At 50.5% G+C, this 13,791-nt stretch carries 7 protein-coding genes and 3 pseudogenes; 1 reads left to right on the plus strand and 9 read right to left on the minus strand.

The window, feature by feature from the left end; genetic code table 11:
- The 7 genes and pseudogenes from BZG84_RS16625 to BZG84_RS11335 all read right to left on the minus strand — a co-directional run.
- A pseudogene (locus tag BZG84_RS16625) lies at nt 1-3,085 on the minus strand (VCBS domain-containing protein); the annotation flags it as partial.
- Nucleotides 3,071-3,997, minus strand: a pseudogene (locus BZG84_RS16630) (VCBS domain-containing protein); the annotation flags it as partial. The pseudogenes BZG84_RS16625 and BZG84_RS16630, both read right to left, overlap by 15 nt.
- A gap of 9 nt (nt 3,998-4,006) precedes the next feature.
- Nucleotides 4,007-4,780: pseudogene (locus BZG84_RS16635) on the minus strand (cadherin-like domain-containing protein); the annotation flags it as partial.
- A gap of 259 nt (nt 4,781-5,039) precedes the next feature.
- A complete protein-coding gene (locus BZG84_RS11320; protein WP_077481058.1) occupies nt 5,040-6,911 on the minus strand; it encodes a PhoX family protein in 1,872 nt (623 codons plus the stop codon).
- 226 nt (nt 6,912-7,137) lie between these two features.
- Nucleotides 7,138-7,989 carry a lipase family protein gene (locus BZG84_RS11325; RefSeq protein WP_077481056.1) on the minus strand — a complete coding sequence of 284 codons (852 nt, stop codon included), beginning with the start codon at nt 7,987-7,989 and terminating at the stop codon, nt 7,138-7,140.
- Nucleotides 7,990-8,116: 127 nt separating this feature from the next.
- Nucleotides 8,117-8,620 carry a hypothetical protein gene (locus tag BZG84_RS11330; RefSeq protein ID WP_077457878.1) on the minus strand — a complete coding sequence of 168 codons (504 nt, stop codon included), beginning with the start codon at nt 8,618-8,620 and terminating at the stop codon, nt 8,117-8,119.
- Nucleotides 8,621-8,764: 144 nt separating this feature from the next.
- Nucleotides 8,765-9,529, minus strand: a complete 765-nt coding sequence (locus tag BZG84_RS11335; protein ID WP_158011490.1) for a substrate-binding periplasmic protein — start codon at nt 9,527-9,529, stop codon at nt 8,765-8,767.
- Nucleotides 9,530-9,963: 434 nt separating this feature from the next.
- On the opposite strand from BZG84_RS11335, the gene BZG84_RS11340 reads away from it, so the two are divergent.
- Entirely contained in the window at nt 9,964-10,629 is a 666-nt protein-coding gene (locus BZG84_RS11340) for a TetR/AcrR family transcriptional regulator (protein ID WP_077481052.1), read from the plus strand.
- 33 nt (nt 10,630-10,662) lie between these two features.
- Here BZG84_RS11340 and BZG84_RS11345 read toward each other — a convergent pair whose 3' ends face one another.
- Both BZG84_RS11345 and BZG84_RS11350 read right to left on the minus strand, forming a co-directional pair.
- Nucleotides 10,663-11,382, minus strand: coding sequence for a YebC/PmpR family DNA-binding transcriptional regulator (locus BZG84_RS11345; protein ID WP_077481050.1), 720 nt, complete (start codon nt 11,380-11,382; stop codon nt 10,663-10,665).
- Nucleotides 11,383-11,534: 152 nt separating this feature from the next.
- Nucleotides 11,535-13,769, minus strand: a complete 2,235-nt coding sequence (locus BZG84_RS11350; protein ID WP_077678224.1) for a methyl-accepting chemotaxis protein — start codon at nt 13,767-13,769, stop codon at nt 11,535-11,537.
- Nucleotides 13,770-13,791 lie beyond the last annotated feature (22 nt).

A 13,791-nucleotide genomic window follows, 5' to 3' on the forward strand; every position in this document is an offset into this window, starting at 1 on the left:
GGTGCCGGTGGCAGTGACAGGTGCATCGCCCACGTTGCCTTCGGTCACTGAGCCGGTAAAGTTACCGGTGACTTCAGGCGCATCTTCGCTACCAGTAATAGTGATGACAATATCTTGCTCAGTACCATCGTTTGCGGTCAGGGTGATGGTGTCGGTGACTTGATCACCGGCATCTAAATCTTGCACCGCAGACTGATCAAGTGTGTAAGTCCAATTACCGTTAACTAGCTGGAGCGAACCGTAAGTGCCGGTTGCTGTGGTATCAGMAAAGGTCGGCGTATCGTCACCGTCGATATCACTGATCGCAATGGTACCCGTGGCAGTAACAGGCGCATCACCTTCGTCTCCTTCGGTGACTGAACCAACAAACTCACCACTCACTTCTGGCGCATCATCGGTCCCCGTAATGGTGATGACAATATCTTGTTGCGTGTTATCGCTTGCCGTCAGGGTAATGGTATCGGTGACCTGATCGCCGGCATCTAAANTCGATATCACTGATCGCAATGGTACCCGTGGCAGTAACAGGCGCATCACCTTCGTCTCCTTCGGTGACTGAACCAACAAACTCACCACTCACTTCTGGCGCATCATCGGTCCCCGTAATGGTGATGACAATATCTTGTTGCGTGTTATCGCTTGCCGTCAGGGTAATGGTATCGGTGACCTGATCGCCGGCATCTAAACTCTGCACGGCAGATTGATCGAGGGTGTACGTCCAATTACCGTTCACTAGCTCGAGCGAACCATAGGTGCCGGTCTCTGTGGTATCGGCAAAGGTTGGATTATCGTCGCCATCCACATCACTGATCGCAATGGTGCCGGTTGCAGTCACCGCCGCATCACCTGCGTCACCCTCGGTGACCGAGCCGGTAAAGTTACCGGTGACCTCAGGGGCGTCGTCCGTACCCGTAATAGTGATAACAATATCTTGCTCTGTGCCATCAGAGGCAGTCAGGGTGATGGTGTCCGTCACCTGATCACCGGCATCTAAATCCTGCACGCTGGCTTGATCAAGGGTGTACGTCCAAGCTCCATCTACTAGCTCCAATGAGCCATAAGTGCCTGCCTGTGTAACATCGGCAAAGGTCGGATTGTCATCGCCATCGACATCACTGATCGCAATCGTACCCGTCGCAGTGACAGGCGCATCGCCCGCGTCACCTTCGGTCACCGAGCCGGTAAAGCTACCGCTTACTTCTGGCGCATCGTCGGTCCCCGTAATGGTGATAACAATATCTTGTTGCGTGTTATCGCTCGCAGTCAGGGTAATGGTATCGGTGACCTGATCGCCGGCGTCTAAATTCTGCACGGCAGACTGATCAAGGGTGTAGGTCCAATTACCGTTCACCAGCTCGAGCAACCCATAGGTGCCTGCCTGTGTGACGTCGGCAAAGGTTGGCGCGTCGTCACTATCGACATCACTGATCGCAAGGGTGCCGGTGGCAGTGACGGGTGCATCACCTGCGTCACCCTCGGTGACCGAGCCGGTAAAGTTACCGGTGACCTCAGGGGCATCATCGGTACCGGTAATGGTGATAACAATATCTTGCTGGGTGCCATCAGAGGCAGTCAAGGTGATGGTGTCCGTCACCTGATCGCCAGCATCTAAATCCTGCACGGCAGACTGATCGAGGGTGTAGGTCCAAGCGCCATCTACTAGTTCCAGCGAGCCATAAGTCCCCGCTTCTATAGTATTCGCAAAGGTTGGCGCATCGTCGCCATCCACATCACTGAGCGCAAGGGTGCCCGTGGCAGTGACCGCATCGCCTTCGTTGCCTTCGGTGACCGAGCCGGTAAAGTTACCGGTGACCTCAGGCGCATCGTCGGTCCCCATAATGGTGATCACGATATCTTGTTGCGTGTTATCGCTTGCGGTGAGGGTGATGGTGTCGGTCACCTGATCGCCGGCATCTAAATTCTGTACTGAGCTCTGATTTAGCGTGTAAGTCCAGTTGCCGTTCACCAGTTCTAGCGAGCCATAGGTACCCGCCTCAGTGGTATCGGCAAAGGTTGGATTATCGCCGTCATCCACATCACTGATCGCAATGGTACCGGTGGCAGTGACTGGCGCATCGCCTACATCACCCTCGGTGACGGAACCAATAAACTCACCACTTACTTCAGGGGCATCGTCGGTCCCCGTAATGGTGATAACAATATCTTGCTGGGTGCCATCAGAGGCAGTCAGGGTGATGGTGTCCGTCACCTGATCGCCAGCATCTAAATCTTGCACCGCAGACTGATCGAGGGTGTAAGCCCAATTGCCGTTAACCAGCTCTAGCGACCCATAAGCACCAGTCTCAGTGGTATTGGCGAAGGTAGGTGTATCGTCACCGTCGACATCACTGATCGCAAGGGTGCCGGTGGCAGTAACAGGCGCATCACCTTCATTGCCTTCGGTGACTGAACCAACAAACTCACCGGTGACTTCTGGTGCATCGTCGGTGCCCGTAATAGTGATGACAATATCTTGCTCAGTACCATCGTTTGCGGTCAGGGTGATAGTGTCGGTGACTTGATCACCGGCATCTAAATCTTGTACCGCAGACTGATCGAGGGTGTAGGTCCAGTTTTCACCGACTAGTTCCAGCGAGCCATAAGTGCCGGTTGCTGTGGTATCCGCAAAGGTCGGATTATCGCCGTCATCAATATCGCTGATCGCAATGGTGCCGGTGGCAGTGACAGGTGCATCGCCCACGTCACCTTCGGTCACTGAGCCGGAAAAGCTACCGCTCACTTCAGGGGCATCATCCGTCCCCGTAATAGTGATAACAATATCTTGCTCTGTGCCATCAGAGGCAGTCAGAGTGATGGTATCGGTGACCAGATCACCGGCATCTAAATCTTGTACCGCAGACTGATCGAGGGTGTAGGTCCAAGCGCCATCTACTAGTTCCAGCGAGCCATAAGTCCCCGCCTCAGTGGTATCCGCAAAAGTCGGATTATCGCCGTCATCAACATCACTGATCGCGATGGTGCCCGTGGCAGTGACCGCATCGCCCACGTTGCCTTCGGTCACTGAGCCAACAAACTCACCGGTGACTTCAGGCGCATCTTCGCTACCAGTAATAGTGATAACAATAGCTTGCTCAGTGCCATCAGAGGCAGTCAGGGTAATTGTATCGGTCACCTGATCGCCAGCGTCTAAGCCTTGGATAACGCTACTGTTATTATCGAGCGTATAAATCCATGTACCATTCACCAGTGATAACTCACCATACTGACCCGACACATTGCCATCGGAAAAGCTCGGGGCATTGTTACCATCTGCATCCGAAATACTGAGAGATCCTGTCGCTTCTAAAATGCTGTCTTCGACAACATCGCCAAGGGTTTGGCCGCTAATCACAGGATCATCATTTGTACCTGTGATAGTTATCGCGATCACTTGGCTGCTGCCGTCTGATGCAGTCACAGTGAAGTTATCCGAAACCGCATCGCCCTCGCTAAGAGATTGCACAGCATCGCTATCTGCGGTGTAGGTCCAGTTGCCATTAGTGAAGACGAGCTCACCATACAGGCCGGATTGCGTGCTATCGATCCACGTTGGGCTATCGTCCGGATCGGTGATCGACAAGGTACCGGAAACCGAGTCTCTGGCTACCAAACTTCCATCAGAGCCATCGATTTCACCCTCCGAGAGCGTGCCTGAGGTATCACCTGTGATGGATGCGGGATCGTCAATACGTTCCACTGCTGAGGTGAAGGTTTCAGAGGTGCTCGTTTCGCCGTCTGAGGCAGTGATTGTAAATGTCAGCGAGGCGATATCTAGTGCATCGTTATTGATTGCATCTACGCCTGCCTGAGTGAGAACAACATTATTACCCTGCAACTCGACATAGTTTTGTCCGCCATCAGTCAACGACAGAGTGAGGGTATCGTCTTCTATATCCGTCGCCGTCACAGTGCCGACGCTATCGCCAGCCGCGACCACATCCTCGGTGACCGCCGTCGCTGAAAATTGCAGCGTGGGAGCATCGTTGACGGGATTCACGGTGACCGTGATATCGGACGGCGTTTCTGCTTGGCCATCGGAAACAATGACGGTGAGATCAAGGTCACCATTGAAATTGGGCGGTGGTGTGATAACGATATTGCCAGACGCGTCTTCGTCGATTTCGACATCTGGATTACCACTGGTGATGGAAACAATAGTGAGAGTGTCACCATCTGGATCGTTGATTTGCTGCAGTATTTGATTGGGCGTCAGCACTAATGGTTGGTCTTCATCTGTGCTGAAGGTCAACGACTCGGCGCTCGGCGCTTCATTGGTCTCTGCGGCGGGGAATACCGCGTCTGCGCTTGCCAATCTTAACGCCGTTAAAGCAAAAAGCTGTTCGTCGGTAATGCCACTTTCTGGGTCAGTGATACCTTCGGTCTGTAAGCCTGCAATGATCTCGCCAATACGGCCGTTCGCTTCAATGATTGCCATGGCCGTGATTGCAGAACCTGAAGCCGCCGCACCGGCTGCGGTGGCGGCATCTTCAATGGCATTGGGATCTTCACCGCGTTGGATGGCTTCAATGATTTCAAGTACATCCTCAGGTAAATCTTGTACCAGTGTATCGTCTTCACCTTCGCCGACAAGCAAGGCAGACAATGCAAGGTTTGCATCGACACCATTCTCAAGGCGTACAGAGGCAGGCTCGTTACCTACCGCGGTGACGAGCTCTCCCGTCGAAACCGTTTGATTGGCCTCTATCTGACGTACTTGGCCATCAGGCTGAACGGCAGCAACCGTTCCTTGTGTCTCGGTGACTTGTGTCTCTGTCGCCATGCTGTCGGCTCCTTCGGTAACTGCATTGTGCCAACGCGTTGTTTTTGAATGAGTTACATTCTTTTATCAACCTGTTAGGTGCAGTTTGGCGCATTATCGATACATATACCCTCTGTAAATATAGTTGATAGTTTGCAGATAAGTGCAACATTTGCGCGCTTGTCATAGTCGCGCATAGTAAAAAGCCCTCGTCATGACAAGGGCTGAATGGCGTTGGTTAGGTAGCGCGCGAACGTGAATGTGTCGCGGCGGAGCGCTGTTAGGTTCCGATCACGCCACCGTCGTCTTTAGTGATCATGATCACTGAAGAGCGGGGAATGGCATCACCCCCAGCAGGAAAGTGAGCGCCTGGATGTTGCACGCCCACAAACATAGTGCGTGAGTCAGGGGTAAAGGTTAGTCCCGTGATCTCACATGACGTTGGCCCGGTAAGGAAGCGGCGAATTTCTCCTGTTTGCGTGTCGGCACACAGCATTTGGTTATTGCCCATGCCAGCGAAGTCTCCCTCGTTGGAGTAATCACCGTCGGTTTGAATCCAAAGACGACCGGCACGATCAAAGCCGATACCATCCGGGCTGTTAAACATGTTGTTTTTGTTGATGTTATCGGTACCCGCCATTAACCCAGATTGCTTCTCAGGGTGGCCAGCCATCACGAAGATGTCCCACTCAAAGGTCGTCTGAGTATGATCGCCTTGGGTCGGCGCCCAGCGAATAATATGGCCATACGGGTTTTTGGTGCGTGGGTTGGCGGCATTTAATGGTTGGTTGTCTTTCACACCACGGTACTTGTTATTGGTGAGGGTGCAAAAAACATGCTTGTTGTCGGCGTGCACGGCGACCCACTCTGGGCGATCCATGGTAGTGGCACCGACTTGTGTCGCGGCTTCGCGGGCAAAAATGAGCACGCTGGCTTGGTCAGGAAAACCGTTTTCAGGGGTTAGGCCATTTTTACCAAAAGTGAGCTCTAACCACTCCCCGTGGCCTTTTAGCTTATCGTCGCTGCCAGTAAATTTCGCGACATACAAGGTGCCATTTTCGAGCAAATCGCGATTAGCGCTACCTTTACTTGGATCGTATTTTCCCTCAGAGACAAATTTGTACAGGTGCTCGCCACGTTCATCATCGCCCATATACACGACAACATGACCATCATCATTGACTGTTAGTGCGGCATTTTCGTGCTTAAAGCGGCCCAGTGCGCTGCGCTTTTTCGGGGTCGAATTGGGGTCCATAGGGTCAATTTCGACCACCCAGCCGAAGCGATGGGGCTCATTGGGGTGCTTGGCGACATCAAAGCGTTCGTCGTGTTTATACCAGTCGTACCCCCAATCGGTATCGCTGATGCCGTAGCGTTGATAGGTTTTGCCTAAGGTCACGGTTTTTTCGCTGGCGAAATAGCCATTAAAGTTTTCTTCGCAAGTGAGATAAGTGCCCCAAGGCGTTTCGCCGTTGGCACAATTATTAAAGGTGCCGAGGATCTTTTTACCCGAGGGATCAGCTGCGGTTTTAAGCAGTGAATGGCCGGCGGCTGGGCCTGTCATTGCCATCTCCGTATATGCGGTAATACGACGGTTTAAGCGACCTTGCGGGTTGATTGTCCAGCGACCATCGACTTTCTTGAGTTCAACCAAAGAGACGCCATGCGCCGCTTGTGATTTACGCGCATCATCGGCTGAGATGTTTTTACCGCCGTGCGTAAACAGAAACTCATCGTTGATGTACTCGTTATTGACGGCGAGTAAGGCGCGATCATTGGCGAGAGGGAAAAATGTCATGCCATCATTATTGTCACCAAACTGTTGTGCTTGGGCGCTGGCATCGTTTTGCTGCGAAAAGGCGGGGGCATTGGCAAAGATAGGATCGCCCCATGATACCAGTACCTCCGCTTTGTATCCTTCGGGCACAGTGACGGTGTCAGCCGTCGAGGTTGGGATGGCTTTAAAACCGAGTAATTCACTTTTACTCAAGCTGCCAGCCACAGCCTTTGCAACTGGGTTAGCGGCGAAAAAAGCTACGGTACTTGCCGCGCCTGCGCCTTGTAAAAAGCGGCGACGGCTCACGGCGGCGTCAATAAAACGGTTGAATTCGGGCTCTGCATCCAGCGGACGCTGATCAATATGCTTGCTCACGACATGACTTCCTTTCTGTTCGTTATCGTATTTATGGGTTTAGTGATAGCGAGGCTCTACGCCACCGGGCGCAAAGTTGGTCGAGAGTCTGGCGAGTCAATATTAAATCGAGGTGACTGTTGAGTGACAGTCTTGGGACACGAAAGTGGGCCGTTAACCCGATCACAGATTGGTTTGGATAAATGGCATTTAGTGACAACGTCACGTATTGGCTGTCACGAAACGATCAGTGTTGATCAAAATAGTCTTTGCGTCGGATATATTTGTCCATGTAGTGATAAGCAATCGGACGGGTTAGCCAGCTGAACAAGACGCGTAGTACTCGAATGACGGAAGGTGTGTCGGTGTAGATCTTGTTCTCATGTAGCCAAAGCAGGCGTCCGACATGCCAATACAGCATGGGAATACCAGGCAAAAATGTAATGATGTCGACATCACAACAAATACGGTAGGTTTTGGTGTGAAAAGGATAATATCGCTTAAAACGCCACATACCGGCAGCCGGCTGGCCAAAGGTGACGATGCGCTTGATTGCCTGTCCCATGGAGGGATAAAGCATTGCGGCGGCAATGACGGCCATTGCGCCTCCCGATGAGTGGCCAATAAAGGAGACCTTTTTGTTGGCTTGGAGCAGCGGCGCGAGTGCTGCCTCTAGCTTATCCAGCACTGTGTTGCCGGCCAGTGAACAGGTGTCGGCAGCTTGCGCTACATCCGCAAACTGGCTTGTGGTCATGAATTGATAGCGGCGCTTGTGCTGTTGCCACGGTAAGCTTTTTTGAGTGAGGAGATAATGAAATCCCCAGTGCACAAAACACCTAACATTGCCCATTCGTATCTGCTTAGGTCCACACGCGCAATTAACCAGCCAGTCCCACGCGGTTTGTGAGCCGCGAAATACCACCACCACGTCGTCATCATCGCGCCAGAGCACGCGAATAATGCACCGTCCCCAGCGATCATAGATATCCCTTCGTCCATTTGGGCTAAATCCATAATGGGTATGATCAAAATAGCTCGGATAGGACGCGCGGCATAAAATGGCATAACGCTCGTATTGATATCGCTTTAATCGTTTCACAGTCGCCCAATTAATTGCCTATTTGGAACGAGGTTACGCAACTAAGGTGACGAAAAAACGAAACTATCGTAACGAATGAGTGGGAGAGCGTCAGCGTGAACACACTGACGCAAGGCGCCAAGTTTAACTAGTCGTAGCTCGCGAGAAATGGCTCTAAATGGGTGTCGTAGGTCAGAGCTTGAATGGGACCTCGATGCGTGAGGATCCACTCCGCATTGGTGCAATTGCCAATACCGATAACCACTTGCACGAGTAAACGCAGGTCTTTTAGCCAACGCTGGGTTTGCTCGTGGCTCCAATCGTCACGGTAGTGAGCCATGTGATACTCCACCCACCAGTAAGCGCCTCGAATAAAGGCCTTCATGATGGATTCTGCTGCCAAGATCTGCTCCGCACTGCCCGAAAAATCAAAATCCGGAGAGATAGGATGGCCTTGTGTAAACGCGACATAGTTGCGGCAGTGCCGAAATAATGCCAATTGTAAGCCTGCCGCAGAATCATAATGGGTTAAAGGCAAAGTTGTCACTGGAAGGTGTTTGACGGACTTACGGAATAGGGCGACAGTACGTTTCCCTGGCATCAAATGCTCAATCGCGTAAAACAGGTCCAGACTAATCAGTTGGTTACTCAAGGGGCTCCTTCGCGATATCTATCCATGTTGTTGGGCACAGTCAGAAAGCTGGTCGCTTTTTCAACCAGCATCTTGAAGGACTACGAGTATACAACACCCGAGCGTGAAATGAAGTGGGAATACAGATAGATGGCGATAAACTCGTTACTCGAGTCCGTAGCTGGCTTTTAATGCATCGACATCCTCTTTGTGATCAACTAAAAACCGATTAAATTCGGCAATCACCTCGGGATACTTGATGGTTGAAAGATGACGAGTGCCCTTGCTGTGCGGCAGAGTATCGTCAAACCGTACCGAGCCTTTTTGAAACCCCATCTGCTCGAGGTAAAATTGTGCAACGGCAACGTTTGCGTACCCGCCATCAACGCGACCGCTCACTACTTTCATCAACAGTGAGTCGTATTTGTAACATTCATCGACCTGAATTTGACCGGCGCTGATCCGAGATTGGTAGGGATAAGGCGTAAACCCTGCCACAACACCTAGGTATTTAAGTTGGTTAAGAGACTGCCCATAGTTGTCATCAATCACCATGACGCCATCAATATAGTTGACGACAGGCTCGCTGTAGAAAATTTTCGACTTACGCTTGATTTCTGGGCTCCACTTTGGGCTATCGGGATATTTAAAATCGACGGCCCCGTCGACAAAACGATGATACAAGCGCTTTAAAGGAAGAGGCTTGTAGATAAAACGGTAATTCTGGGTTTTGGCAAACATATCGAGCAATTCCCGATTGAAGCCAGAGTAATTACGGTTTGCATAGGAAGAGTACGGATAATACTGCGAGAAGTTTTGCACGCCAATCACGTAGGTGGGATTCGCGTGTACAGGAAGTGTAGCGAGTATTGTCAGTAGTAAACACCATTGCCATTTCATTCTTACGTCACCGACTTGTTGCACTATCACTATTGTAGACCTTGGCTCCAGAAGTGTCTGTGGATGGCATCGTATTCGCGTGTATATCAAATTGTTAAATCCGATCAGCATCATCTTTCATTGCCTTAACAATCGATATGTCGCCACCCAATGTAGATACCATTGCTGTTGTTTAATGCGATCTCAGCTCCTTTCCTCATTCTGAAAGTCTTTCTTGTCATCCTGTTATTTAACTACAGGTTAGCCCTGTTGGCGATCAATGTGTGTTATTCCTCTCGCTAACCCGCGTTTTATCTGAGTGTTATGCGTAATGTGTCACCGAACAATGATCGTCTAGAAACGGGCTCGGAGGCTGTTTTTGATCACCTAACTGACTGATCTGTCCTTAATGCTATAACTTTCAATTACTTCCAAATCGTCCACCAAGATCTGTCGAAAAAACATTCGGTTACTGGTCACATTTTATGCAAATAAAGTTGAATGAACATTCGGTATGTTTTATTTTTTCAACTAGTCTTTCATTTTTTGATCAAATAACGATGAATAAGAACGAAATTGCTTCTCAGGCGATGCGGCAAAGAATTCTCTCGACGACTTTAGAAATTGTTGGAAATGAGGGGCTTGCAGCATTAACTGCAACAAAGTTAGGTAAGAAGGCGGGGATCAGCAAAGGGGCGCTTTATCATCATTTTGATAATCTAGATGCGGTAAAACACGCTGCGGTAGATGAGTTGATTTCAATGTTTCTCGCGGTGGCAGAGCCCGCGAATTTTGATGATTTTGAGAGCTATCTAGAAGTGACGGGTGATACCTTGTATCTCACCATGAAATGCGAACCTTATGCGATGAAAGCCATGTACAGTTTCACCGCGCAAGCGTTATTTGACGATCAGTTCAGAGCGTCAATACAGCGTTTTTCTCAGCATGGACTCGCAGAGTACACTCGGGCGATAGATTACTTCTATCAAGGCAAAATTCCTCAGCACCAAATTGATACTGCAATCCGTGTTGTCGATGCCTTTTTTCTAGGGGTTGGCTTGCAAAGCTATTTATTGCAGGGGGAAGATAAGTTCCGGCAAAACTGGGCGTTGTTCTCTCAAATGCTGCTCAAGCAACTTGGTGAGAAATAAGGCGCCTTTGCAAAGGCGCCTTGAGTGAACGGCTTAAACGAGCTCAGCATTGTGATAAACGTTTTGTACGTCATCACAGTCGTTTAGCATATCGAGGAACTTTTCAAAACGTTCAACGTCATCGCCACTGACTTCTGTATTGGTCTGAGGAACAAAGGTAATCTCTTCCAAGTCCAGAGGCGTATCACCAAGGTGATCGCTGAGTGCGTTTTTCACTTTGAAAAACTCTGTATGCGGCGCAAATACGGTGATCACACCATCTTCTGCTTCAATATCGGTCACGTCGACATCTGCCATTACTAGCGCTTCGAGAACGCCTTCTTCATCGTCGCCCGCAAACTGAAATACCGCTTGATGCTCAAACATGTGTGACACGGCGCCCGGTGAGCCAATCTTGGCATCATTCTTCACAAAGCATTGGCGCACGTCCATATAGGTACGATTGTTGTTATCAGTAAGACAGTCGACGATAACGGCACAATTGCCAGGACCAAATCCTTCGTAGCGAGCTACTTCATAGTTTTCGCCGCCACCACCATTGGCTTTATCAATGGCTTTATCGATCACATGGCCAGGTACTTGGTCTTTTTTCGCTTTTTCAATCAAACGGCGCAGTGAAAGGTTGCTATCTGGATCACTACCGCCATTTTTGGCGCACACGTAAATCTCTTTACCGTACTTTGAATACACTTTGATTTTTGCGCCCTGGGTTTTGGCCATCGACGCTTTACGAACTTCAAAACTACGTCCCATTCGGAATCTCTCTTGTTACGCTTACGCAGAAATGCGGTGATTCTATCAAGATAGCCATTCTATGTGCTAGCGAATGTTGAGAGTTTGCGCGAGGTCAGGCGATTGTTTGGGAGAAGAGAGGTACTCGGCACATAAGGTGCCGAGCGTGAGCGTTAGGCAAGTTTGCCTTGACAATGAAATCTACTGGTGTGGCCTTTGAGTACTTGAGAAAGGGCACTCAAGTCTTGCGTCGCTTGCGTGATTTGGTCCATGGCTTGACGGTTTTCACCGGTCATGGTGTTAATTTCCTCGAGGTTTTGGTTGATCTCCGTCGCGACCAAGGATTGCTCTTCAGAGGCACTTGCCATCTGCAGTGACATATCCGCGATCTCTTCGACGGCCATCACTGCTTGTTTTAGCGATGCAATGCTGGACTCTGCCCGTTCTGAGACATTGCCCGCAGCATCAGCACTGTCGACCATTGCTTGCGTTGTATCGCTGGAATCGCGTTGCAAGTTTTCAATCAATTGGGCAATTTCACCCGTCGCGTCTTGTGTGCTTTGCGCGAGGGTTCTCACTTCGTCGGCAACCACAGCAAATCCGCGTCCTTGCTCACCCGCGCGAGCCGCTTCAATGGCCGCATTAAGCGCGAGTAGATTCGTTTGATCGGCAATTTGTCCAATGGTTTGTAAAATGCCTGAGATGTCTTCTGCACTGCGGACTAAAGAGTCAGACTTGGTGCGCGCACTTTGTAATCGCGCGACTAAGTCACGCATAGAGTCGACGGCGAGTGAGACTTGACTGTCACCATCGTGGATCATCTCACGAGCTTTTTCTGCGGCATCGGCCGTGGAAGAGGTGCTTGATGAGATTTGATTGGCGGTCGCGGTCATCTGCTCCATTGCTGCCGCAACCTGTTCTGTGCGTGCATTTTGCGCTTCAAAGTTGGTCAAGGTTTCAACGGTTGACGCTGACAGTTGTTCTGCCGCTGCGGCTTGTTGGCTGGTAGCACCGATAATGTCACACACCATGGCGGTGAGATTTTTAGTCATTTCTCGCATTGAGCGATAAACCCCAGTCGCGTTCGGATCTTGATTAAAGGAGACGGTGAGATCGCCATCGGCAATGGTTTGCACGATTTTTTCCATTTCTTCAGGCTCCCCGCCAATCGGGCGGGTAATTTTGCGAGCAAAGATAATGGCAGTCGCAACGATACCCATCACGGCAATCACAAAAATGACTGCGACAGAAAGTTCGAGAGCGTTTAACGCAGCAAAGGCTTCTTTAACGTCCATTTCTGCAATGATCGCCCAGGTTAGCCCTCCAGCGGTCACCGGCGCATAGGCGGATAAAACAGGATTACCGTTATAATCGCTAATGATATCAATGCCTTTTTCGCCGTTAATCGCGCGCTGGACGGCTTGAGTATTGACTGCCCCTTCAGCGGGGTTCATAAACGAAGCGAACACGGTGCGGTGTTGTGGGTCTAGAAATGAGTTGGAGCGCATTAAGCCGTCGCTGCCCACCAGGTAGGTCTCACCGGTTTGGCCTAAGCCATCACGCTCGGTCATGATTTCGCTCAATCGATCAATGGGGAATTGGTACGCTAACACACCCAGTAACTGATTATTACGGTAGACAGGCGAGGCCATAAATCCTGCGGGTGCATTGGCGGATGCGGAGTAGGGCGAGAAATCGATAATCACGGCATCGCCATCGGCTAGCTGACGGCCTTGTTTAAATGCCTCAGCAAGCCCTGAGCGTTGAAAAGGCCCAGTAAGTAGCGAAGTACCAAAGTCGACCTCTTTTGACACGGAGTAAACCACCGTGCCTCGCTGCGCTTCAATTAAGAAAATATCGTAATAGCCAAATTTCGCTTGGACGTCTCTTAAAAAGGGGTGGATAGCTTGATGAGCGCGATCGTAAGCGGGCAATTGGCGACTGGTTTGGTAATTCCCTTTTTCGCCGACGGGACTGGGATTATTCACCAAATACGCGTTTTGCAGAGCAATAGTTTGTGGAGAAAGCTGTGCGACGAGCTCCTGTGCACTCGGTAAGCCAGTGTTGCCAGTCGCTTGTAACTTACTGGTTAGGTTCTGCTGATAATAGCCGACTAACGACGATGACGCGGCGTTTTCTGGGCGGGCTAAATTGGTAAAGGCCTGAGTCATGGAAGCCATGGCATCAGCGATAGAAGGGATTTCCGCAGTGGTAATGATCTGCCCTTCTGCGGTTTTAAAATAACGCTCCACCGCGGACTTTTTCACCTCTCGCAGTGCTTCTAACTGGTTAAACGTTTGGGTCTCGAGCGAGGAAGATGCCGTATTAAGCGACAGCAATGTGATCACCAACGCAGGCACGATGCCCACGCCAAGCAAGCTGACGAGCATTCTATGTTTGAGCTTCATGGCCTTTCACCTCAATGATTAA

The sequence above is a fragment of the Salinivibrio sp. PR932 genome, assembly GCF_001996125.1.
GTDB classification, from domain to species: Bacteria; Pseudomonadota; Gammaproteobacteria; order Enterobacterales; family Vibrionaceae; genus Salinivibrio; species Salinivibrio proteolyticus.